Consider the following 25417-nt stretch of genomic DNA (forward strand, 5'->3'; position numbering starts at 1 on the left):
TATTTTATTTTAAAGTTATGTATTTAAAAACCCGAAAGTAAGATCGTTTTTTCAAATAATTTAAATCCGTTTCATTCGCATAAGCTTCTCTTTCAAAACTTATATTTCGATACGCCAAGTCTTTGTTTTTATATTGTAACAATCTGATTAAATATTCTAAAACATAAAAAAAGTAAAAAGGTAAAACAAGTAATTCTAGTTGTTGTCTTAAATGAATTTTTTCATGATTGACAAAAACAGGATTGTTTTTATCAAAATCGTATTTTAGAACCACAAACGGAAAAACAGCCATTCCGCGATATCCTTTCGGAATTAAATATTTAGCAACAATCAGAAACATTAGCTGTAAAATTTATAAATTTGTAGATAAAAAATGTTCAATTTCATTAAAATCACAATCAATTTGATTTTAAAAAGAGAACCTGAAAACCAATGCAGATTTATGAAAGAGCAAAGTAATGAAAATAAACTAATCGAAGGCGAAGATTTTTATTATACTCCCGAAGGTTATAAATGCTTTACTGAAAAACACCACCTTAAACGCGGTTATTGCTGCAAAAGTGGTTGCCGACATTGTCCTTATGGCTTTGATAAAAAAACAGGCAGGATTAGGAAATAATCTAATTAGAAAATGTGCCAATGTGATAATTAGATAATTATTGAAAATGAACTTTAAATTAAATTAACCTCATTAAAGATGGATATGATTTTCAACTTCAAAAAAATCTAAGAAGTCTAACAATCTAACATCTAGAAATCTAAACAAAAATGAACGTTTTTATAAATAAAAATATACCAGAGGCCGGCATTTTATTACTTCAGGAAAAAGGTATACATCTTACCATAAATCCAACAGAGAATGTATTATCAAGAAAGGAATTTATAAAAATTTGTCAGGAAAATGATGTTCTTCTGAATGTTGGAGCCAATAACTTAGATGAAGATTTTTTTCAGCAATGTCCTGATTTAAAAGGTATCGCCTTATTTTCTGTAGGATTTGATTCCGTCAATATTGCATCAGCCAATAGTCGAAAAATCCCTGTTGGAAATACGCCTGATGTTTTAAGCAGAGCGACATCAGATGTTGCATTTTTATTGATGCAAAGTGTTGCCAGAAAGTCATTTTATAATCATAAAAAAATTATAAACGGAGAATGGGGAACTTTTAATGCATTAGAAAATTTAGGTCAGGAACTTTACGGTAAAACACTTGGAATATTTGGTTTGGGAAGAATTGGTTTTGAAATGGCACAGAAATGTAAAGCCGCATTTGGAATGAATATAATTTACCACAATCGTTCTCATAATGAAAATGCTGAAAAGGAACTTGATGCCAAATTTGTAGATTTTGAAACGTTACTTTCACAAAGTGATGTTTTGAGTATTCATTCTAATTATAGTGAAGAAAACAACGAACTTTTTAATAAAAGCACTTTTGCTAAAATGAAACGAAACGCCATTTTTATCAATACAGCAAGAGGAAAATTTCATAATGAAGATGATTTGTTTTATGCCCTGACCAATGATATAATCTGGGGCGCCGGACTTGATGTTACCAATCCGGAACCAATGAATCATGACAATCTGCTGTTATCATTGCCAAATTGTTGTATTTTTCCACATATTGGTTCAGCAACATACCAAGCTAGAAATGCAATGGCAATTTGTGCTGCACAAAATATAATAGCCCTTTATGAGAATAAAAAAATGCCGTTTTGTGTAAATGAGGAAGTTTATTAATTAGAAAAATGGGCAATTAGAGAATATGCCAATTTAGATAATGAGATAATTTTAAAAACAATAATCTAAAAGTATATGGATATCCGTTCAAGAAAATTCAGGATTAGGATTCATAAATCCTATCACAGGTCGGATATTCGTTATCCCTAGTTTTTAATTAGGAAATTATCTAAATTAGAAAATGTGTCAATTTGATAATTAGATAATTCTTTTGATACTGACTTTATATTTCGCTCCTATGGAGCTTTTGTATTGGGTAATTATTATTTTCTATAAATATATCGCCTTTCCAAGGCTTAGATTAACTCCGTAGGAGTGTAATATTTATAGCTAAAAAAATCCTTTAGGATTGTAATATTTATAGAAACAGAATTTATCGATCAGAATTTCAGCCCTAGCGGGGCGGCATAATTTAAAAAACAAAAAATTAATCTGTTGTTAATCTTGCTAAATTATCTTAGCAACTTAGTCCCGAGGCTTCGGGATAGCAACTTAGTATCTCTAAAAAAAATGACTTTTCAAGAACAAATACAACAAGGAATTCCTTCAATATTACCTCCAAAGGCAGCATATGATTTAGCCATTAATCACGCACCAAAACGAAAAGAAATCCTTTCGGCAGAAGAAAAAAAACTGGCTTTAAAAAATGCATTACGTTATTTTGAAGCTAAACATCACGCAGAATTAATTGTAGAATTCTCTGAAGAATTAGAAAAATACGGACGTATATATATGTATCGCCTTCGTCCTGATTACAGAATGTACGCAAGACCAATTGACGAATATCCCGGAAAATCGATACAGGCAAAAGCAATTATGCACATGATCCAAAACAATCTTGATTATGCTGTGGCGCAACATCCGCATGAATTAATTACGTATGGCGGAAACGGAGCTGTGTTCCAGAACTGGGCACAATATTTATTGACTATGCAATATTTGTCTGAAATGACAGATGAGCAGACCTTAACAATGTATTCAGGACATCCAATGGGATTATTTCCTTCACATGCTGAAGCACCAAGGGTTGTGGTTACCAACGGAATGGTGATCCCAAATTATTCTAAACCGGACGATTGGGAAAAAATGAATGCTTTGGGCGTTTCGCAATACGGACAAATGACAGCGGGAAGTTATATGTATATTGGTCCACAAGGAATTGTACATGGAACTACGATTACAGTTTTGAATGGTTTTAGAAAAATAAAATTAAATCCTGAAGGTAATTTATTTGTAACTTCAGGTCTTGGCGGAATGTCAGGAGCACAGCCAAAAGCAGGAAATATTGCGGGTTGTATTACGGTCTGCGCCGAAGTAAACCCAAAAATCACCAAAATTCGCCACGAACAAGGATGGATTAATGAAATTGTAACTTCGACTGATGAATTAGTCAAAAGAGTTACTTTGGCGAAAGCCAATAAAGAAGTCGTTTCGATTGCTTATTTAGGAAATATCGTTGATGTTTGGGAATGTTTTGATAAAGAAAACATCAAAATTGATTTAGGTTCAGATCAGACTTCACTTCATAATCCTTGGGCTGGAGGTTATTATCCGGTTGGAACTTCATTTGAAGAAGCGAATGAAATGATGGCAAACAATCCTGAATTGTTCAAAGAAAAAGTTCAGGAATCTTTACGCAGACAAGCTAAAGCAATTAACAAACATACCGCAAAAGGAACTTACTTTTTTGATTACGGAAATGCCTTTTTACTTGAAGCTTCCCGCGCCGGAGCAGATGTAATGGCCGAAAATAATATCGATTTTAAATATCCAAGTTATGTTCAGGATATTATGGGGCCAATGTGTTTTGATTACGGTTTTGGGCCTTTTAGATGGGTTTGTACATCAGGAAAACCGGAAGATTTGCAAAAAACAGATACCATTGCAAGTCAGGTTTTAGAAGAATTGGCAAAAACGGCTCCAAATGAAATCCAGCAGCAAATGCAGGACAACATTAAATGGATCAAAGGCGCACAGGAAAACAAACTGGTTGTAGGTTCTCAGGCAAGAATTCTTTATGCTGATGCTGAAGGGCGAATCAAGATTGCAGAGGCTTTTAATCAGGCAATTGCTAAAGGCGAAATCGGGACGGTTGTTTTAGGGCGTGATCATCATGACGTTTCTGGAACTGATTCTCCTTACAGAGAAACGTCTAACATCTATGACGGATCTCGTTTTACGGCAGATATGGCGATTCAAAACGTGATTGGTGACAGCTTTAGAGGTGCAACCTGGGTTTCTATTCATAATGGCGGCGGAGTTGGCTGGGGAGAGGTTATAAATGGTGGATTTGGTATGGTTCTTGATGGCTCTAAAGAAGCGTCAAAACGTTTAGCATCAATGCTTTTTTGGGATGTTAACAACGGAATTTCAAGACGAAGCTGGGCCCGAAATGACGAAGCCATTTTTGCCATAAAAAGAGCAATGGAAGTTCAGCCATTATTAAAAGTAACTTTGCCTAATATTGTAGATGAAAATCTTTTTTAGACATAGAAAATGAGAACATTAAAAATTTTAAACATATGAAAACATTCAAATTAGTACCCGTTTTTTTGCTTTTAATACTAGCCTCATGCAGCACGGTAAGTGTTTATTCTGATTACGATAAAAACGTAGATTTTGCACCTTATAAAACTTATGCTTTCTTTAAGCCCGGAATTGATAAGGTCGAAATTTCTGATTTGGATAAAAGACGTATTCTGCATGCTATAGAAGAAGAAATGCAAGCCAAAGGTTTTACAAAAAGTGAAAACCCGGATTTATTAGTAAATATTTTTACTAAATCAAGAGAACAAGTAAACGTGAACCAATTTAGCGCTGGTTGGGGTTACGGTTGGGGCTGGGGATGGAATCCTTACATGATGTATGGAGGAAATCAAACTACAGTATCTACTTCTACAGAAGGAACTTTGTTTATTGATTTGATCGACGCTAAAAAGAAAGAAATGATTTGGCAAGGTGAAGGAGTTGGAACTTTAACCAAAAATGTAGATAAAAAAGATGCTAAGGTAAAAGAAATTGTATCAAAAGTTTTAGCGCAATATCCGCCGGTTAAAAAATAGTTTTCAGTCACAGTTCTCAGTTTTTTATAAAAACTAAAAAAAGTTATTGACTACTTCACAAAATAATTAATACATTTGCCTTTCAAATATCTGAAATGAAAAACTTAAATATCATTATTATCTCTATTAATATTATTGCAATTCAGCAATAATGGTGAGGTATTATATAAATAAGTAAACAAAATACAATTTATCAAACCTCCCACATCGGGAGGTTTTTTTATTTAACGAGGATTAAAGTCGTCACAAATTTCACGAATTAGCCCGAATTATTTTTACCCTATTAAAGAATAAAAATTAGTGCTAATTCGTGACAAAAAAACAAAAATTATGGATCTATTTAACGAAGTTCTTGCTGCCAAAAAGCAACTCGAAAATGTAGTTGCCGCTACTCCACTCACCCAAAATTTAAATCTTTCTGAAGAATTTGAATCAACTATTTTATTAAAACGGGAAGATTTACAAATTGTGCGGTCCTATAAAATCAGAGGCGCTTATAACAAGATTTCTTCGTTGAATGAAAAAGAAAAAGCGATAGGGATTGTTTGTGCAAGTGCCGGAAATCATGCGCAAGGTGTCGCTTATTCTTGTCATCTTTTGCAAATTCAGGGTAAAATTTATATGCCAAAAACAACTCCCAAACAAAAAGTAAAACAAGTTCAATTGTTTGGGAAATCGTTTGTAGAGATTGTTTTAACCGGAGATACTTTTGATGACGCTTATGCATCAGCAACCGCTGATGCGGTAAAAAACCATAAAATATTTATTCACCCTTTTGATGATGAAAAAGTAATTGCAGGTCAGGGAACAGTTGGTTTAGAAATTCTGGGAAGCTACAAAGAACCCATCGATTATGTTTTTGTACCAATTGGCGGCGGTGGACTTGCTTCTGGATTATCTGAAGTTTTTAAACATTTGAGCCCAAATACAAAAATTATTGGTGTAGAACCAAAAGGTGCCCCATCGATGAAAACTTCTATCGAAGAAAATAAAAATACTGCTTTAAAAACAATCGATAAATTTGTAGATGGTGCTGCTGTAAAACAAGTTGGCGATATGACTTTTGAAATCTGCCGATACAATCTTGAAGATATAATTCTGGTTCCTGAAGGAAAAGTTTGCACTACGATCTTACGTTTGTACAATGAAGAAGCAATGGTTGTTGAACCTGCCGGAGCTTTGACAATTGCTGCTTTAGATTTTTATAAAGACAAAATAAAAGGTAAAAATGTAGTTTGCATAGTAAGCGGAAGCAATAATGATATCGAAAGAACTGCAGAGATAAAAGAACGTTCTTTACTCTACGAAGGATTGATGCATTATTTCATGATTCAGTTTCCGCAGCGACCGGGAGCTTTAAAAGAATTCGTCAATAACATTTTAGGTCCGGATGATGATATCACTTATTTTCAATTTGCCAAGAAAAACAGTCGTGAAGTAGGTTCAGTAGTCGTAGGCTTAGAATTGAAAAACAAAAATGACATTCTCGCCATTAAGATGAATATGACAAAAAATGGTTTTGAATTTCAATACCTAAATGATAATCAGGATTTATTTACACAATTAATAGGATAAAAAACAAAAGGCTGTCACGATATTACATCAGACAGCCTTTTTAAATGAGAAATAAAATTACTAATTAAATTCCCAAAATTTATAATTATTGCTTCAGCACTTTTTTAGAATAGGATCTCTCACTATCGCTAACTTTAACAACATAAAGTCCTTTTGGTAATTTCGAAATTTCGATTTCCGCTTCATTTCCACTTATAAAATCAATGGTTCTTTTTAAAACACTTTGGCCAGAAGCATTGTAAACTTCAACTTGACCGGAACCTGAATTTGGTGTATTAATTTTTAAATATTCATTAGTCGGATTAATGTAAAGAGAGAAATCTTGCGAACCAGTAACTTCTTCTACCGCAACTTTTTTAGCCGCAGAAGCTTCAACTTGTACTAATTGCCATTGCTGGTTCAATCCTCCAGTATAACTCCAAACCTGGATATTCGCTCCGTTAGCGGTAGAAACATTTTCAACATCTAATGATTTCCCGCTATTTACATTAATAATTTTATAATAACCTCCTCCAAGACTTTCAACGGTCCACTTAAATTCATTTGAAGATGCAAATGTTCTTTGCTGCACTTTTATTCCATCAGCTGTGCTATTATTTTCAGTCGCTAAATACAATCCGGTCGATTTTACAATGATGTAATAATTACCACTTCCGTCAGGAACGAACTTCCAGCGTTGGTTATTTCCTCCTCCATTTGTAATATCATATTGCTGAATGCGTCCACCGCTTGTAGTCGAATTATCGGCAACATCTAATCCTTTATTGCTATTTCTTGAAATGATGTTATAATATCCCGGTAAAGTAGATGAAGATCCCGCTGACCAATTAAAAGTAACAGCAGATGAAGCTGGAACTGTGTAATTAAACGCTGATGATCCGGAAACAATTTTGATTGTATTTGATGATCCTGAATTATAAATTACAAGTGCAATCGATCCGTCTGGATTTTTAAATGCAGATGAAAGGATAGTGCCGTTTGTACTGGAAGAATTGATTCTTAAAGCTCCCGGTTTAACAAATTTTGAAATTTGTCCAATAATATAATACGCTACATTTTTTGTATAACTTGTACTGTTATTAACGGTAATTGCACCCAGACAAGTGTTGCATCCGCCTGGAGTACGCGGCCCTAAACCTGAATTATTTGCCGCATTCCATTCCAGAACTGTTTTTGCCCAGTTATTCGTACTTCCAATGACAACGTTTTGCATGTGCCAGCCAAAATCTCCGCCAAAACTACCACCTGATCCTGTGTATTGTTCTGTAAAATAAACATTTTTATTGGTTGCATTTCGCACAGTCGACATCGCTGAAATATTTCCTAAATACAAATGAAACGCCGCTCCGTCAACATAACTGCTATTGTTTAAAACATCTATAGGATAAGCGGTATTATCGCAATTATGATCAAAAGCTATAATTTTTATATTTCCATAACCTGCTGCTGCCATTTGAGGACCAAGCTGGGTATTAATGAAATTCTTTTGCTCTGTCGAATTCATTAACATACTTGGCTCATTGTTTGGATTTTCAGGTTCGTTTTGAGGTGTGATTCCCCAGATCGAAATTCCCTGTGCCTGCATTGCTGCAAAATACTTTACAAAATATCTTGCATATGCAGCATAATATTGTGTCTGTAGACTTCCGCCAACCCAAGAATTGTTGGTTTTCATCCATCTTGGCGCTGACCACGGAGTTGCTAAAATTTTTATGTTTGGATTAATAATTTGTATCTTTTTTATAATCGGAATCAAATACGTCAAATCCGGTCCGTTAAGACTAAAGTTATTCATATTTACATCACCGGAAGTTTCATTATAACTATACGAAGAACTGCTTAAATCTGAAGCAGCGATACTAATACGAACTACACTCGCGTTTAAACCCGTAACAGGATTATATAAATCATTTAATAGTTGATTTTGCTGAGTAGCAGCCATTCCGCTAATTACTTCGCAACTTCCTTCGGTAAGAGTATAGCCAAAGCCATCCATAGTTTGATAAGTTGTTCCTGCATTCACAGTGACTGTTGAGGAGTTGCTTCCGGAATTAGCTCCGAAACTTACAGTAGCTTGCTGCTGTAATAATTTTGTTTGATCTGCGCTGGTTATCCACGGCGTTACAGTTTGCGCATTCATCTTAATAGTAAATGAGACAATAACAATGAAGTACATCATTATTGTAAAGTTCATTTGGTTGGTTCGATTTTGGGTAGTTTTTTTCATTTTTATTGAGTTTTTAATAATTAAATTTTTCTTATTTTTTAAGATTAATTTTATTAATTCACATCAATATTATGTTAATTTATCCTGAATCTATAATTTTTAAACTTTACAAATACACATCATATCAAAATTTCACCTTTACAAAAACTTATCTGGTAAAATTTCAACATATTGACATACAACAACATAAAAATAAAAATCTTACTAAAAATCTTACTTTAATTTTTACGATCATAAAAAACACCACACAAAGCCTTTAAAATTATTTACTAATTGCCTTGTTTATAATTATGGAATAAAAAAGATGGAGTGAAAATGATAAATATCAGCCAATAAAAAGTTCTTTAAATTGTATTTTTGCAATTGATTTTAAATATTAAAATATGGCACTTCAAGACATTTCGAATATAGATGATATTAAACTTTTGGTAAACACTTTTTACGATAAAGTACAAAAAGACGATTTGATTGGTCCTATATTCAATGAAAGAATGTTAGGAAGATGGCCGGAGCATTTAGAAAAAATGTATCGTTTTTGGCAAACTTTACTTCTGGAAGAACATACTTATTCCGGAAGTCCTTTTCCGCCACATAAACAACTTCCTGTAAATCAACTTCATTTTGATCGCTGGATGGAAATTTTCACAGCAACAGTTGATGGTTTATTTGTTGGTAAATTAGCTGAAGAAGCAAAAGTTCGTGCTGCAAATATGGCTTATATGTTTAATTATAAAATTGACTACTTTAGAAATTTAGAAAAATAAATTTCTAAGCTTTATCCGAAGATAAAACTTCCCCATTTTTATATTTGTTATTTTCATCTTCCCAAATACCATATTCTGAACTCGATTTGATGGTCTCAGGATTTGCTCCTTTTACGACATTATTCTTAAAATAAACTTGTTTAGCATCTTTCGAATATTCATCAGAAATGATTTTGAAACTTGAATAATCAGCGTGATTGATTTTTTCGCAATCATAATAAATACTGCTCTTGTCTTTTGAAAAATTATAATCTAAAACTTCAAATGTATGTGCATCAACATCTGGAAATATAATTCCTTTGCAGATTAAAACATTATCGACAATTATGCTCCAATAATCAATCGTTTTTACTGTTGTAATAGAATCGAATACATGCAGTTCAAATTCAGCTTTTGTAAAAGCAGAAACGACCGAATTGCCAATTTGAACATAGGTTTCATTTATTGGACGAATTTCACCATCTATCATTTTATGTTTTCTGATAACCTGATTTACTTCCAACATTTCAATTCCTTCACCACGATAATTTATAATCGCATAAATAAAATTGGCATCAATAGCAATCGCATCATTTAAAGGTTTGAAAGTATGAGGATCACCTTCGATTTTTTTATTTTTATAATAAACAGCATTAATATCCTTAAACCAATTAATACGTTGGTAATTTTCTATAGAAGAATCTAATAACTGATATGTTTTTGGGTCAGCATCCTTAATAATTTCCAGCTCATCAAATTTATTACCATTAGTATTATAGACATAATTCTTATCTTTTATGATAAAACCATCAATTTCAAAAGTATTACAATCAACCAATTGTTTTCTTCCTTTCCAAAAAACACTATTTTTATCTTTCCCAAAATCTTGATTTAAAGGCTGAAAAGTTGCAACATCTGCAGTAGATTCAAAATATCCTAACTCAAACCAGTTTCCTAATGGTGAGTAAACAATTAGTTTTTTTCTGTAATGATGAAAATAGGAATTTGAAATTTTTAAGTTTACAGGTTTTCCTATTTTAAATAGAAAAAACCTAATCGCTAAAATGACTAAAATAACGATTGCTAAAATGATATAAAAAACTTTCATACTAATATAGATCCAAAAAATACTGTCTGTAAAACTAACTAAATTTATTATTATCCAACAGTTGTATTTTATTTTTAAAGCAAAGAAAACAGATTGTTATTTAATTTTAGTTTAAAAGAAATAAATTAAAGATTGTGTAATAAAACGATCTTATTTTTAAAAATCTATGGCAAAAAAAATTATTTTAGTACTCTAAATTCGTAATTTTACATTCTTAATCTACAACGTTTTCGAAATGAATGCAAGTATTGAAACAAACCCGTTATTAGAGCGATTGCCAAAACATTTAAAGCAATTTATTAAACCTCAGGATTATAGCGACTACAGTCCTATAAACCAAGCGGTTTGGCGCTATGTAATGCGCAAAAATGTAGATTATTTATCAAAAGTTGCACATCACTCGTATCTGGAAGGTTTACGCAAAACCGGAATCGAAATTGATTCTATCCCAAGTATGTACGGAATGAATCGTATTTTAACCGAAATAGGCTGGGCTGCAGTTGCCGTTGACGGGTTTATTCCGCCAAATGCATTTATGGAATTTCAAGCGTATAATGTATTAGTTATTGCTTCAGACATTCGACAATTAGAACACATAGAATATACACCCGCACCGGATATTATTCATGAAGGTGCCGGCCACGCTCCTATTATTGCCAATCCTGAATATGCTGAATATTTACGCCGTTTTGGTGAAATTGGCTGTAAAGCAATCTCCTCTCATAAAGATTATCAGATGTACGAAGCGATTCGATTGCTTTCTATTTTAAAAGAAGCCGAAGATACGCCTCAGGAAAAAATAGACGAAGCTGAAAAAGCGGTTGCCGACTTACAAAATAATATGGGTGAATTATCTGAAATGGCACAAATTCGAAATCTACATTGGTGGACGGTTGAATATGGTCTTATTGGAACAGTTGAAAATCCGAAAATATACGGCGCAGGATTACTTTCGTCTATTGGTGAAAGTGCCTGGTGCATGACAGATAACGTGAAGAAAATTCCTTATGATATCTCGGCTGCAAATCAAAATTTTGATATTACGCAGTTGCAACCTCAACTTTACGTAACACCAAATTTCTCTTATTTAAGTTTGATTCTTGAAGAGTTTGCCAATAAAATGGCTTTACGTACGGGAGGACTTTCAGGTATTCAGAAATTGATCCATTCGAATGCTTTAGGAACAATTGAATTAAGTACGGGTTTACAAATTTCAGGTGTTTTTACAAATGTGATTGAAGAAGAAGGAAAACCTGTTTACATTCAAACCACAGGAAAAACAGCTTTATCATATCGTGAAAAAGAATTGGTAGGTCATGGAACTTTGACGCATCCGGAAGGTTTTGGAAGCCCGATTGGGAAACTGAAAGGATTCAATTTAGCGATTGAAGATATGAGTCCGAAGGATTTACAAGCTTACAGCATCGTTGAGAATGAAACCGTAAAACTTGAATTTGAAGGCAATATTATTGTTGAAGGAGAAATCATTACAGGGTCAAGAAACTTACACGGAGAAATTATTCTGATTAGTTTTAGAAATTGCACCGTGACACATGGCGAACAGGTTTTGTTTCAGCCTGAATGGGGAAATTATGACATGGCAATTGGTAAAAAAGTAGTTTCTGCATTTTCCGGTCCAGCCGATGTAAACAGTTTTGATTTGATTAATTCAGTGCCTAAAACAACCACTATAAAAGCAAAACATACAGACGAACGTGATGATCTTGAAATTCTGTATCAAACGGTTCGCATGATCAGAGAAAATAAAGATGCTAAATCTGAATTGAAATCTGTATTTGAAAAATTAAAACAAAATCATCCTAACGATTGGCTGCTTTCTGTTGAAATCGCAGAACTTCTAAAAGATTCAAATGAAGATCAACTTTTACAGGAAGTGCTTGTTTATCTTGATCAGTTGAAAGTGAAACGCCTTGAAGTGGCACATTTAATTGCTGGTGGTTTAGATTTGATTTTTAATAATTCATTGCCACAAAGTCACTAAAATTTTTATTTTTTTTCACGCAGATTTGACAGATTCAAGCCGATGCACGGAGATTTTTTAATCTCGAAAAGTCGCTGAATCGCAAAATTTTTTCTTATTTTCTGTCATTTCGACCGAAGGGAGAAATCAAACTAGAAACTCCGCAAAGAAAGCCTTCAATCTTTGTCGATTTACGAGTGTGATTTCTCCCTTCGGTCGAAATCACAAGATTGCGGCAAAAAAACTTTGAACTTCCGTCACTCTGAACCTCTGTACCTTTCCTCTACAATTTTAGATCTTCATTAAAATCTTTATCAGATTCTATTGTTTTTCCTTCGTATTGTAATTTCCAGCCCATTGAATTTGTCAGAATTAAAATCTTAGACAATTCGCTTATTAAACGGTTTTGAGCGTTCGTTTTCAAAGTAGATTTTTCGATTTTCTTGGCCAGGTTTGCTTTTACAGATTTATTGATTTTATTGTAATCGTCTCCGGTAAAAGGATTTAGTTTACTTTGTTCTACATCATAAAACTGAATATCCGGATTGATTGTAATTTCTTCTTTTGGAATGTTTAAAATCGTTATTGTTTTATTCTTTTCGTCAATATCATATTTCATTTTGTGCAAATCGTAGGCAACTGTAACATTTGCATTTACAACTACAAGCGCTTTCTTCTCAAAAGAAACCATATCCATCAAATATTTCTGTTGATTTTTATAGGTTATAACTTCTGAAAAATGCCCCTCTGTAACTACTAATTTACCAACATTTAAAATTTGCTGCTGAATTAGATTGGTGTTGTAATCAATAGTAGAATCGTCTTCTTTTTTGAACTCGCAATATTTGAAAGCCAGAACTATAACAAGTACGAGCGCGGCTAAAACTATTATTCTCTTTATTAAATTTTGCATTCCTTTATTTTATTAGACCAATTTACTTCTTTTTTTAAGAGCTGAAAAGTTTTTTCGTTACGAAGTTTTTCGCCACGAATTTGCTTCGCCAGTTCGCTATCGCTCGGGTCACGAATTTAGAATAATACATATGCTTGCGTATAATAATCAATTTCACAAATTTAAAATTCACGTCATTAATAAATTATACACAAAGCATTAGTGAAAATTAGTGAAATTCGTTGCAAAAAAATGTGACAAACTTTTTCTAAAATGGATATCCAATTGCGATATTAAGTATTAAATTGTCTTTTCTCCAGGGTCCGCTTCCAAAATTAATATCATCGATAACCCATCTTTCACCTTGCGGTAAATATGGTTTTCTAAGCGGAAAAGCTAAATCGGTTCTTAAAACCAGAAATGACAAATCAAAACGTAATCCTGCTCCCGCACCAACGGCGATATCTTTCATAAAATCTTTGGTAATCTGTCCTCCGGGTTTATTGGGGTCAGCATTCATCAACCAGACATTTCCGGCATCAACAAATAAAGCTCCACGAACAATACTAAAAAGTTTAGCCCTGTATTCTGTACTAAATTCTAATTTTAAATCTCCAGATTGATCAGGCAAATAATTATTTGTTGTTTCCGTGTTCAAATAACTTCCTGGACCAAGAGATCTTGCCCTAAAGGCACGAATACTATTAGTTCCTCCCACAACAAATTGTTTTGATGTTGGCAATGCACCTGAATTTCCGTATGGAAGTCCGGCTCCTACAATAATTCTGCTGGCTAATTCGCTTTCTTTGCTTAATTTTAAATAATGCCTGAAGTCTGCTTTTAACTTTACAAATTGGCTAAACGGAACATCAAATATTTTAATAGTATCGTTCTTTTTTACGTTTGCACCTGTAACCAAACCTGTAATGTTTCCAGCCAAGTCTAATTCTCCATTAAAATAGAATGTGTTTTTTTTACGTTTTTGCATCGTATTGGTATAGGTATACGAATACGTTGGACCAAAAATCAATTGTTTTTCGATCACTTTTCCCAGCGAAGCATCTTCAAGAATATCCTGTTTATATTCTGCTGTTACATTATTTGGACTTACATACGTCACATCAAGAATATTCAATTGATGTTCTTTTCTAATATTCTCTTTCCATTGATAACCAAAAGAGGTTTTAAAAGAATTCAAAGCATACAATTGTGTTCTGTTTTGAAATTCGTATCGCACAGTGGCTTTCGTTCTTGGAACATATTCACTCGAACCTTCCACATGAAAAAATGGAATAATAAATCGTGGCCATGTCAAACTGGTTTCAGTTCCCAGCTTGTATATATTCTTGCCGTTATTGGTTCCTGAAAGCTGAAAATCAGCACCGCCAAAAACAGAAACTGTCAGCAATTCGGCACCACGAAATAAGTTTCGGTTATTCCAGTTTACATTTACTTCTGTTCCGGTATAACTCGCTGAATTTGTCTTTCCTAAAACCTCTACACGAATAAACTTTTTAGGCAAAAGTGTTAAATAATAATAGGAGTCTAAGCTGTTTTTTAAACTGTCTGATGGTTTGAATTCATTTTTAACAAAGCTAAAAGTTCCTAAATTCACAAAACGATTTAAAGTCAGATTATGATCTTTTCTATTATATAAATCTCCTTTTTTAAAATAAATTGCCCTGTCAAAAACTCTTGGCTTAAAAGTATTTGCTGTATCAATAATTGTAAAATCCTTGTACTTGACAATATCTTTTTGGGTGTATTTTACGCTGTCTTTAGAAACTGTAAAATTAGGATATACCACAATTTTATTAATCTTATATGCCGTAAGGGCTTTTGGTGGCGCATCCGCTTTTATTACCAGTTTAATTTTTACTTCATGATCGCCTTTACTGCTGTCTACCTGAGCTAAAATATAATCCGGATTAAAATAAAAATATCCTTTTTCTTTAAGCCTTGCATCTATCCTTTCCCTTTCGGCTTTTATAACATCAAGGTCATATGGTTTTCCTACTTTTAATAAACTTCTTCGGCTTGATCTTCCAATTATTCTTGACATTGCCAGAGAATCATCAGGAAAAGTTACGCTTTTAATAATATATTGTTTTTTAGGAATAACGGTATATTCTGCGGTTACTCTTTTGTTTCTCACTGTAGAATCAGCACTGACACGGCTTTTGAAATAACCTCGGTTTTCAGTAAAACTTCTAAGTACCGAAGCATTATAATCTAAATCGACTTTGCTAAAAAGTACCGGTTCTTCTCCTACTTTGTTGCGAAGCCAATATCTAATTCCTTTTTTCTTTTTAGGCTCGCCAGCAAGATTATAAATCCATAATTTAGGACGTAATCCTAGTATTTGCTTGTTCGGTTTTGGACGCAGTAAACCTTCGAGTTCTTTCTCCAGTTCTTTTCTGTCTTTCTTTTTTATAATAGAATCTTTTACTGTCACAGTACCTCCTGTATACAGTAAATCTCCTTCGGCTAAATATTTTGTATTGCTGCATCCAAAAACAAAAAATAAGGAGAGCGCTATAAAATATTTTACATATCTAATTTTCATATTGCTATGTCTTTTGCTCATTTCCTTCAATTTGATTTTCTTCGTTTTCTTCTTTTTGTTTTTCTTCTTTTTCTTTGAGTTTTCTCTTTTCCTTGCGGATTTTTTCTTCTTTTATCATTTCTTTTTCTGCTGCACTACGATGAAAAAGCTCTCTGAATTTATTGTAACTCATAGTGATAATAAAAGCTACTCCGGTTTCAACAACCTGTCCTTCTACTGCGACCTGATATTCGTTTTTTCGATAGGCGCGAACCATATAACGCCCGTCTTTTGTAAGCTGATAATCTAATGCTACATCACCTGCAATATTCGTACTTTCTTCGTTAGCGCGTTCCTGGCCTTCGACCGCAAAACTGCTTCCTACGGTTACTTTTAATCTGTCGTTTAACAGTTTTTTAGAAACCCCAACATTCAAATCTGTTCTGTTTTCCTTTGTTCCCGTTGTATAATCATCTGTAGATTCAAGATCAAATTCTAATTGAACTCCGGTAATTAATTCTCCTGCAAGATCATTTAATTGTTGCGATAGTATCTTGCTCACACTTTGTCTGGCAAGAGATTCTGCACTTGTTCCGCCACTTTCGCTTGCAAAAGGGTTTTCACCAATAAATCTATTCAACAATAAAAGCGCAAAAACCTGTTTGTTTAATTCTGCCGGTTCTTGTCGTAATTGTTCCAGTTTTGTTTGAGTAAGCGATACAACATCTGTAGAAACATCATAATTCCCATCTGGAAGTACAATATCAAAAGTGATTTCCGGTTTTAAAAGTTCACCATTCATTTTTAATAATGTCTGAAACGGAATTTTTTGCTTGTATGTATTTCTCACCGTAGGATTATCTGTTGGCAACTGATTACCAAGCAAATCAATAGGTGCGGTACTTACTTTATACACTGCCGTAATATTCAAACTCGCCATTGTAGGTTCTCCATTCCAGATAATATAACTTCCTTTCTGGATATCGAACTTTCTGCGAATCATATTAAAGTTCATTTCATAAGCTCCTTCAGAAAACTCATATTTACCGGTTAAGGTCATTTTTCCTGACGGATCAATTCCTCCTGTAAGTTGTGCTTCTCCTTTTAGGTTTAGATAATCTCCATTTCCTTTGTCGATTACCAATGTAAGCTCAGCTTCTTTATCTATCGCGATTTCAACACTTACATCCATACCAACCAATTCTGATTGATTGAGTTTGTTTTCCATTGCAATAGTTTGTTTGAGATACATATTATCTTCATCAACAAACTCTACAATACCTTCCCTGTCTGCGATAGAAGGATCAGATTGTGGCAAAACAACCGTAAACTTAGTGTCTTTATTTATATTGATATTTCCTCCAATGACAGGATTCTCAAGTGTTCCTTTAATATTTAATTTGGTATCCAGAATCAAATCTCCATAAAACAAATCATTGTCTGCTTCTTTAGAATGTATGGCTCTAAAATCATCTGCCACGACAGTTAATCCAAAATCAAAATTGCTGTAATCAGCAGATTTTATGGTTCCGTTTATGGTCAGCTCATTATCATTCTCATCATGAAAAGTAAATTTATCGAAAGTAATAACGTCATTTTGAAGCGTGATTTTTTCGTCTTGGGTCTTAAAGAATGAGTTCAGTTTTTTTACTCTGAAACCTGTATCTTTAAAATTTAATTCTCCATTTACTTTTGGTGCGCTTGCATTTCCCGTAATTTTAAAATTTCCGGTTAAAAAACCTGTTCCTTCAGTAATATTACCCATACTAAAGCCTTGAATACTCTTAATGTTCAATTTGTTTAAATCAAGATTAAAATCAAGATTACCATCATTAATTTTATAATTACCAGTCAGGTTCAGATCATTGCCTTCACCGCTAAGTCTAACATCTGCCGCTAACAGATTATTGGTTTTATTATCTACTTTTATGGCAATATCACCAACAGGCTCGCCTCTAAATGCAAATTGATCAATTTTTAAATCAGATGTAAAAGTGGGTTTCGTCATCACATTTTCTACAACAGCATTTCCATTAATCAAACCTTGCATTAAAAGTTTATCTTTTTTAACAATGTTCATAATCGTCTCGATTTTGAAGTTTACAAAATCAACTTGCAATGGTGCGTTATCCTGATTTCCCTGAGACTGAATTTTTAATTCATTACCGGAATTAGATAAATAAAATTTATTGATATAAAGTCTTTTCCCTCCAAATTCAATTGCATTTTCAGGATCTACAGCCCATTTATCATAATTCAGCACAAAATTTTCAGCATCGATTTTAAAGATGTTTTTAGAATCTTCTGCTTTAAATTCACCCGCAATAAAATACTGTTGTTTGTCTTTAGTATCTTTTACTTCAAGTGCATAAGTCAAAATATTATTTTCGACTTTTCCTGATAAGCTCGTAAACGGAATTTTTAAAGAGCCGCTTTCAACCGTTGCAACAGAAACCATATATTCTAAAGCATTTTCTTTGGCTTCGATATTTATTTTCCCATCTGCAATAGTATTATCTGCATAAACAATTCTTGGGATCGTTCCTTTTACTTCTAATGAATCTGTTACATTATTGTATTTTCCGGTTATGGTAATAGGCTCTAAACCTGTTAATTTTGGCACCAGTTTAAAAAGTATGGGATCATTATCAATTTTTAAGGTAAATGCCAGTCGCTGTTCATCTGATTCTCCATTTACTTTTGGATTTTTTAAATCAATATATTTGGATAGTGATTTTTTTATTGCCGAAGTTAATGTCGTCAATTTGTATTTTCCGTCTACTTCAGCTTTTAAAAACTGAGATGATAATTTGATGTTATTTCGATTATTATCAGCAAAAGCGATTACGCGTACAGAATCTAAGACAATTGGTTCTGCGTCTTGTAAAATCTGAATGTTTGAAAGAAATACTTTTCCGTTTAGAAAATCAGGATTACTATTAGCCACATCTGCATCAACATTTCCGCGAATTTTCATTGGTCCTGCATGAAGATTCAGTTTTTCTAAGTCAGCAATATCCAGGTTCAGTTTTAATTTTACCGAAGGATATTTATCTTTTGTATTTCCGCTTGCTACAAGATCAAAATGCAAATTAGGATCTTTCATTCCTGATTTTACTGCAAATGATCCGTTTTCTATATTTCCTTTTAAAGCCAGATCTTTATACGTATATCTGTTAAAAACTGCTTTTTGAACCAATCCGTCAAATTGTGCCTGAGCCGTTTTTGGGTCTAATCCATTTCCTTTTACCTTTGCTTTAAGTGTAATTTTTCCGATAGAATCATTTTTGATCAAACGTCCTAAATCGAAATCTAATAAATAAACCGTCGCGTCATATTTTTCTTTTTTCTTAACGCGCTGATCAAATAATCCATCCACTTTCGCATTTCCAAAACTACTGTTTAAAGCCAGATTTGTTTTAAAACTCTGAACCGAACCTTTAAATTTTCCCTGTAAATTCAACTGCGATGGCAACTGAATATTTTTAGGAATTGTTCCGGCAGGAATAAACGAATAAATGTCTTTAGAAGTACTCGAAACTTTTCTGATATCAAGATCGTAATATGCTTTTTGGGCATCCGGCAAACCTTTTATTTTTCCTGAAAGCGAAACTCTTGTAGTTCCTATTCCGCTCATTTCGAACTGCGGAATATCAAGATCTTTTATTTTTCCGCTCAAACGTGTATTCAAATATAAAATCGCATTTGGATTACTCTTAAACGGGTTTGTTTTTTGCAAATCAGGAGCAAAAAGCAAAATATCTTTAAAACCTATTTTCGACTGATTTAAATTCGCATCTACAGAAAGGTTTCCTAAGTCTTTAGAGATTGATGCAATCGAAGAATAAGCAACTTTAACCTTATTTTGAAGTAATGTTTGTGGTGTTTTTAAATACAAATCATTTAAATAAGCGTTTTTAGGCCCATAAAAGAAATTTGTTTTTAAGGACTGAATATTTAACCCGCTTTTTTCAATTGCAGCCAATGCTTTTATATTTCCATAAATCGTATCATTTCCATAATATAATTTCTCTGCTTTAAAATTGAATTTACTTAAATCCAGGTGACTGTAATCAATTCCTTTTAAAACTGGTTTTGATTGCATATCATCAAATTTGAAAGCGATATTTTCTATATTAACATCATTCAATTTTACTTTCCATCCTGCTTGTTTAATTGCAGTTGAATCTAAACTGGGCGTTTTGATTTGTTTGTCTTTAGCACCTAAACGTAAGTTTCCTTTTAGATTTTTTAATTCGAAAGTATCAAAATCCAATAGTTGATTATTCAAATCAATTTTATTAACTGATAAATCCAGATTGTCTAATTTTATTCCTGAATCTAACCTGGAATCTTTATTATCATAAGCAATATCAATTTGAGATAAACTGATTTTTCCTAAATTCAGATTAAAATCTTTTCTTTTAGAAATGGTGTCAACTGTTTGTACCGATACTTCGGCAATTTTTTCTACAACATCCTGATCCAAAACTAATTTCAACCCTTTCAAGTTAATATTTGGAATATCAAAATTCATTTTATCCAAATCAAATTCCTTGAATTTAGTGTCAAAATGTGTCAGGTTAACTTTGATGTCGTTTTTAGCAAAATCATCCTTAAAATTGAATTTCACATTGTCGAGATTTACCTTTACAACTGATATTACAAAAGGCTTACTGTCCGGATCTTCTACTTTTGGTTCTTTTGATTCAAAAGCTTTTATAATGTAATCAAAATTAAAAGTGCCTTTTTTATTTCTGGAAATATTTGCCGTGACGTTTTCAAGTGAAACCGAATTAATTTCGAGTTCGCTGCTAACCAATTTAAATAAATCTACATCAACCTCTAAACGTTTACCAGCCAGCAAGGTATCTTTATTTTGATCTTCAAAATAAAAACCTTCCAGAACTACATCTTTAGGAAATTTGATCGAAATATGATCTAATGAAACTTTAGTTTTAATTTTATTATGAAGATAAGTAATGGCCTTATCTTTTGCATAATTTTGAACAGATGGAACCTGAATTAAAACAATTATCAGCAATAAAAGTGCAATGATAGAAACCACGCACCAAAGGAGTATACGTAGTGTTTTTTTAAGAAAATGAATGGATTTCTTATTCATAAGTCAATAAAACACGATTAGATTAAAGTTGCGTTATTATAAAAGCCGTATGTGGGCATTTTACAAAATTGAGAATTTTAAACCTTAACAATTTACACAATTACACCCAATTATTCTAAAATTTCACTAACAAATAATTATTTTCTTACTTTTTAAAAAAAGCTATGAAAAAAAAGAAAGAGATTTTAAAACTTAATATGTGACCATTTTTTTTCAATAACTGTGATCTTTTCGTTAAGTTTTATTAAGAATTTTTGATGCTGTTCTGACTCAGGATTAAAGCTGCGATGGCGCAGGCTTTTTTGAATTTCAGAGATTTCCTGCATAGTCGGAATACTGTTTTCTGCCATATAATTTTCACTGAATTTATGCCAGATATAATCTATTGCAACTGAATTAGGATGCAGCATATCTTCGGTATAAAAACGATAATCCCTAAGTTCATCCATCATGATTTCATACGACGGAAAATAGTTTAACGTAATGATTTGTGGATTATAGTTTTTTAAAACCTGATGAAGCGCGGCAAACAAATGCGATTTACTTAATTGATTTTCGGTAAAACCATCTTTTATGTGGCGAACAGGTGAAACAGTAAAAATAAAATTTATTTCAGGGTTTAAAGTCAGAACTAAATCAACCGTATTTTGAATACTTTTCTGAATTACTTCAACAGATACTAATTCTTTTAAAAATTGCTTTTGAGGCACTTTATGGCAATTCGCAACAATTTGATCGCTTTCTATATTTCTGTAAATCCAGGAAGTCCCGTAAGTAATAATAATATGTGTGGCTTCTTGTAATTTTTTATAGCTTTCTGAAATAGCTTTATTAAGTGTTTCCAGCAATTCTTGTCGATCTGAATTACTTAAATCTGAATGTACTTCATAACTATGCCAGCGTTCGTTATAAAAGAAAACATCTTTCTCTGTATAAAAATCCTGCTTAATTACACGACTGATAATTTTCTCTATCGAAACCGGATTAAAAATGATTCCAAACGGATTTGTTACATTTTGAAACTTAAAATAATCGAATTTATCTGCCATATTTTCCGCAAAGCAAGACCCAATAGAAATTATCTTCGAATTATAATCGATTGGATTATTAGTTTTAGATATTGGTATTTGGGTTCTGAATTGCATGGCTTTTTTATTCAAAAATACAGCTTAAAACTTAATTATTGACCAAAAAAAATCCCCAAATCAACTATTGCTGATTGGGGATTTATAATATTATAAAAAACTAATTAATAAGTAATCTCAAGTTTTTCAGAATCTTTAGCATCTCCTGCGAATGCTTCAGTAAGGTAATTACTTGCGTTGTATTTATTAGTAGTCGTTACTGTTGCTGTTTGAGTAATTTTTCCGTCACTGTCGTAAGTTACAGTAACATGTTTTAACGCATTATTTAGTGATGCAAAATCAAAATTATCATCTAAATCCAATAAAAGTTTTGCACCTGTAATGTTAGTAAACGGACTTTTCTTATCATCAAATGTACTTGTAATTATTTCTTTTTCACCATCAACATATTCTGTAGAAACTAAATTTCCGTTTGAAAAAGTATAAGTAGTAGTACCGTCATAAGGAATTTCTACTTTATTCACTACTGCAGATGCTTTTGAGGTAATTGTACCATTTGCATTATAAACGAAAGTCAATTTGTCCTGACTCGTTTTATTAGATTCCGCTGTAGTAATTTTAGAAGCTAATTTACCACCTTCATATGCATAAACATCTGTGTAATATAAAGAACCTGAAACGTAAAATTCAACTTTAGTGATAAGATCACCTGTATAAGTATAAACAGATCTACCGGCATCTGAACCAGCAATTTCTTTTATCTTATTTCCGTCATAAGTTAAAGTATAAGTAAGACTTCCTGACTTTGAATTTTCAACTGTTGTTTCGATAATTTTTTTTGGCAATAATGTTTCAGCTGCTACATCTGAAGAATCATCACTAGAACAAGATGCCATTAACACCATTGTTAAAGCACTAAAAAGACATAAAATTTTTTTCATTTTGAATTGGGTTTGATTTGTAATTGTGACAAACTTAATACAACCTAAAATCAAAACATTACGGGATTCCACATTAAATCTTAAAAAAAACTTAAAATACAGTTCAAAACACAAATAACATACTAATTAACAAGAAAATAACAAACAAATCATCTGAAATAAAATTTAGACAAAATGGAAATACGCTCTAAATACCTGGCTATTTTCTTAGTTTTTTTATTACTCCGTTATTAAAAAATATATTTCATAAAAAATTAAAACATCCAAGATTTAAAAAAATACACTCCGTAATTTCTGCTGTGAAAAAATTTACAGTTTTAATAACAGAAAGCAGATTCATAAACTCAAACTATTCACTACTTTTGCATCTTCCACAAATTTAATTCCATCTATGAAATTATTATATTCTTATATAATCAAGCACAAAATGCTTTTGCTTTTTGCTTTGATTATGGCTTCTATAAACATTTGTTTCAGCTTATCAGACTCTATTATTACCGGTAAATTAATGCAGGATTGCGGTGTTGGCTTACATAAATATGCAGGCAACGAAATTGGATTCATAAAATCTTTATCCTTCTGGCTTGGTCTTTCTCTTGGTGCTGCAATGGTTTCCAGAATTACAAAAAACTTTCAGGATTATTTTACCAATGTAGTGATTCAGAGAACCGGAGCGCAAATGTATACGGACGGAATCAAAAAATCTCTTGATTTGCCATATGCCGAATTCGAAGATCAACGAAGCGGTGAAACTTTAAGTAAACTGACTAAAGTTCGCTCTGATTCTGAAAAATTAATTACACTTTCGATCTCTTTAATTTTTCAAACCATTATCGGATTCATATTTGTAATTGTATATGTTGCCAGAATCGATTATCGAATTTCGATTATCTTTTTGATTACGGCTCCAATTATAGCTTTAATTAGTTCGTATCTGGGTAAAAAAATAAAAATTGTTTCTCGAAAAATCGTTAATCAAACCAATGCTTTGGCAGGTTCTACAACCGAAAGTTTAAGAAACATTGAACTTGTAAAAAGTCTTGGATTAACCTATCAGGAAGAAAAACGTTTGAACCTGAACACGTTTAAAATCCTGCAACTTGAATTAGAGAAAATTCGTTTTATCAGGAGTTTAAGTTTCATTCAGGGAACAACGGTTCACTTTTTAAGAACTTGCGTGGTTTTTACTTTGTACTATTTCTTGTTTGGAAATAAAATTATTGTTGGTGACTTATTAACAATGGTATTTTTTACTTTCTTTATTTTTGGGCCTTTACAAGAATTGGGGAATTTCATCATTGCATTGAATGAAACCAAAGTTTCGATGGAAAACTTTAAAACTTTATTAAGTGCCCCAAAAGAGTTTCGTCCTAAAAACCCAAAGCATGTTGGAGCGATTCAATCTTTGCTTTTTTCGAATGTGAGTTTTCAACATAAAACTGCAAAATTTAAAGCGGTCGAAAATATTAATTTTGAAATTAAACAAGGACAAACTGTTGCCTTTGTTGGTCCGTCAGGTTCTGGTAAAACAACTCTTGTGAAGTTATTAGTTGGATTATATACACCCGCAGAAGGTCAGGTATTGTATAATGATATTGATTCTACAGATATTGATTTGCTTGATTTAAGAAAACAACTAGGATTCGTTACGCAAGATGCTCAATTATTCTCCGGAACAATTCGTGAAAATTTACTATTCGTAAAGCCAAATGCGACCGATGAAGATTTATATGATGCCTTGAAAAGAGCAAGTTGTGACAAATTATTAAAACGTGCCGAAGATGGTTTAAATACCACAATTGGCGAAGGAGGAATTAAAGTTTCAGGTGGTGAAAAACAACGTTTATCTATTGCTCGTGCCATTTTAAGAAATCCAAATTTATTGATTTTTGATGAAGCTACTTCAGCTTTGGATTCTATAACCGAAGAAGAAATCAATACTACAATCAGAAATATATCCGACAAAAACAGAATTACCGTTTTAATCGCCCATAGATTGTCTACTGTAATGCATGCTGACAGAATATTTGTACTTGAACAAGGTAAAATTATTGAATCTGGTAAACATGACGATTTAATTGTCGAAAAAGGTTTGTATTACGCTATGTGGCGTCAGCAAATTGGGGAAAGAAAGTAATCCTTTAAGCTTCTAAGTTACTGAGGCTCTAAGTTTCTAAGCTTTTTTTTTAAATCTCGCAAAGTCGCAGAGTCGCAAAGTTTTTTATATTAAAGTAATCAACGTACTATTTGTCATTTCGACGAAGGAGAAATCACACGCGTAACTCGACAAAGATTGACACATACTATACTGAGTTTCCAGTGTGATTTCTCCTTCGTCGAAATGACATAAAACGAGAAAAAATACTAATAAATACAAAAACCCGACAGGTTTT

General features: G+C 32.6%; 16 protein-coding genes. 8 read left to right on the forward strand and 8 right to left on the reverse strand.

The window, feature by feature from the left end; all coding sequences use genetic code 11:
- Positions 1 to 4: 4 nt before the first annotated feature.
- Positions 5 to 340 (reverse strand): hypothetical protein, encoded by a 336-nt coding sequence (locus tag RC62_RS08930; protein WP_055094670.1) that lies wholly within the window; start codon positions 338 to 340, stop codon positions 5 to 7.
- A gap of 102 nt (positions 341 to 442) precedes the next feature.
- Between RC62_RS08930 and RC62_RS08935 the strand changes: the two genes are divergently transcribed.
- From RC62_RS08935 to ilvA, 5 genes are all read left to right on the forward strand, one after another.
- Positions 443 to 619 (forward strand): DUF5522 domain-containing protein, encoded by a 177-nt coding sequence (locus tag RC62_RS08935; RefSeq protein ID WP_162789336.1) that lies wholly within the window; start codon positions 443 to 445, stop codon positions 617 to 619.
- A gap of 149 nt (positions 620 to 768) precedes the next feature.
- Complete coding sequence (locus tag RC62_RS08940) at positions 769 to 1740, forward strand: 2-hydroxyacid dehydrogenase (RefSeq protein WP_055094674.1); 972 nt, start codon at positions 769 to 771, stop codon at positions 1738 to 1740.
- Positions 1741 to 2250: 510 nt separating this feature from the next.
- Positions 2251 to 4227, forward strand: a complete 1977-nt coding sequence (locus RC62_RS08945; RefSeq protein ID WP_055094676.1) for a urocanate hydratase — start codon at positions 2251 to 2253, stop codon at positions 4225 to 4227.
- Between the two features lie 35 nt (positions 4228 to 4262).
- Positions 4263 to 4802, forward strand: a complete 540-nt coding sequence (locus RC62_RS08950) for a DUF4136 domain-containing protein (RefSeq protein WP_055094678.1) — start codon at positions 4263 to 4265, stop codon at positions 4800 to 4802.
- Between the two features lie 330 nt (positions 4803 to 5132).
- Positions 5133 to 6377 (forward strand): threonine ammonia-lyase IlvA, encoded by a 1245-nt coding sequence (gene ilvA, locus RC62_RS08955; protein ID WP_055095164.1) that lies wholly within the window; start codon positions 5133 to 5135, stop codon positions 6375 to 6377.
- 85 nt (positions 6378 to 6462) lie between these two features.
- Here ilvA and RC62_RS08960 read toward each other — a convergent pair whose 3' ends face one another.
- The gene (locus RC62_RS08960; protein ID WP_055094680.1) at positions 6463 to 8604 is read right to left on the reverse strand and encodes an RICIN domain-containing protein; all 2142 of its coding nucleotides are present in this window, start codon (positions 8602 to 8604) and stop codon (positions 6463 to 6465) included.
- A gap of 383 nt (positions 8605 to 8987) precedes the next feature.
- On the opposite strand from RC62_RS08960, the gene RC62_RS08970 reads away from it, so the two are divergent.
- Positions 8988 to 9368, forward strand: coding sequence for a group III truncated hemoglobin (locus RC62_RS08970; RefSeq protein WP_055094684.1), 381 nt, complete (start codon positions 8988 to 8990; stop codon positions 9366 to 9368).
- Positions 9369 to 9372: 4 nt separating this feature from the next.
- Here the strand turns inward: RC62_RS08970 and RC62_RS08975 are convergent, their stop codons facing one another.
- Positions 9373 to 10455, reverse strand: a complete 1083-nt coding sequence (locus RC62_RS08975; RefSeq protein WP_055094686.1) for a DKNYY domain-containing protein — start codon at positions 10453 to 10455, stop codon at positions 9373 to 9375.
- 235 nt (positions 10456 to 10690) lie between these two features.
- On the opposite strand from RC62_RS08975, the gene RC62_RS08980 reads away from it, so the two are divergent.
- Positions 10691 to 12457: an aromatic amino acid hydroxylase gene (locus tag RC62_RS08980; RefSeq protein WP_055094688.1), complete on the forward strand. Its 1767-nt coding sequence runs from the start codon at positions 10691 to 10693 to the stop codon at positions 12455 to 12457.
- 262 nt (positions 12458 to 12719) lie between these two features.
- On the opposite strand, the gene RC62_RS08985 is transcribed toward RC62_RS08980, so the two are convergent.
- From RC62_RS08985 to RC62_RS09005, 5 genes are all read right to left on the reverse strand, one after another.
- On the reverse strand, positions 12720 to 13349 hold the full coding sequence (locus RC62_RS08985; RefSeq protein WP_055094690.1) for a DUF4230 domain-containing protein: 630 nt from the start codon (positions 13347 to 13349) through the stop codon (positions 12720 to 12722).
- Between the two features lie 247 nt (positions 13350 to 13596).
- Positions 13597 to 15915: a BamA/TamA family outer membrane protein gene (locus RC62_RS08990; RefSeq protein WP_209435097.1), complete on the reverse strand. Its 2319-nt coding sequence runs from the start codon at positions 15913 to 15915 to the stop codon at positions 13597 to 13599.
- Positions 15899 to 20998 (reverse strand): translocation/assembly module TamB, encoded by a 5100-nt coding sequence (locus tag RC62_RS08995; RefSeq protein WP_055094695.1) that lies wholly within the window; start codon positions 20996 to 20998, stop codon positions 15899 to 15901. The genes RC62_RS08990 and RC62_RS08995 overlap by 17 nt, the downstream gene beginning before the upstream one ends.
- A gap of 185 nt (positions 20999 to 21183) precedes the next feature.
- On the reverse strand, positions 21184 to 22143 hold the full coding sequence (locus tag RC62_RS09000) for a GSCFA domain-containing protein (protein WP_055094697.1): 960 nt from the start codon (positions 22141 to 22143) through the stop codon (positions 21184 to 21186).
- A gap of 104 nt (positions 22144 to 22247) precedes the next feature.
- Positions 22248 to 23024, reverse strand: a complete 777-nt coding sequence (locus RC62_RS09005) for a hypothetical protein (RefSeq protein WP_055094699.1) — start codon at positions 23022 to 23024, stop codon at positions 22248 to 22250.
- Between the two features lie 391 nt (positions 23025 to 23415).
- Here RC62_RS09005 and RC62_RS09010 point away from each other — a divergent pair, with 391 nt between their 5' ends.
- A complete protein-coding gene (locus RC62_RS09010) occupies positions 23416 to 25161 on the forward strand; it encodes an ABC transporter ATP-binding protein (protein ID WP_055094701.1) in 1746 nt (581 codons plus the stop codon).
- The last annotated feature ends 256 nt before the right edge of the window (positions 25162 to 25417 follow it).

The organism is Flavobacterium aquidurense (genome assembly GCF_001404985.1).
GTDB classification, from domain to species: domain Bacteria; phylum Bacteroidota; class Bacteroidia; order Flavobacteriales; family Flavobacteriaceae; genus Flavobacterium; species Flavobacterium aquidurense_B.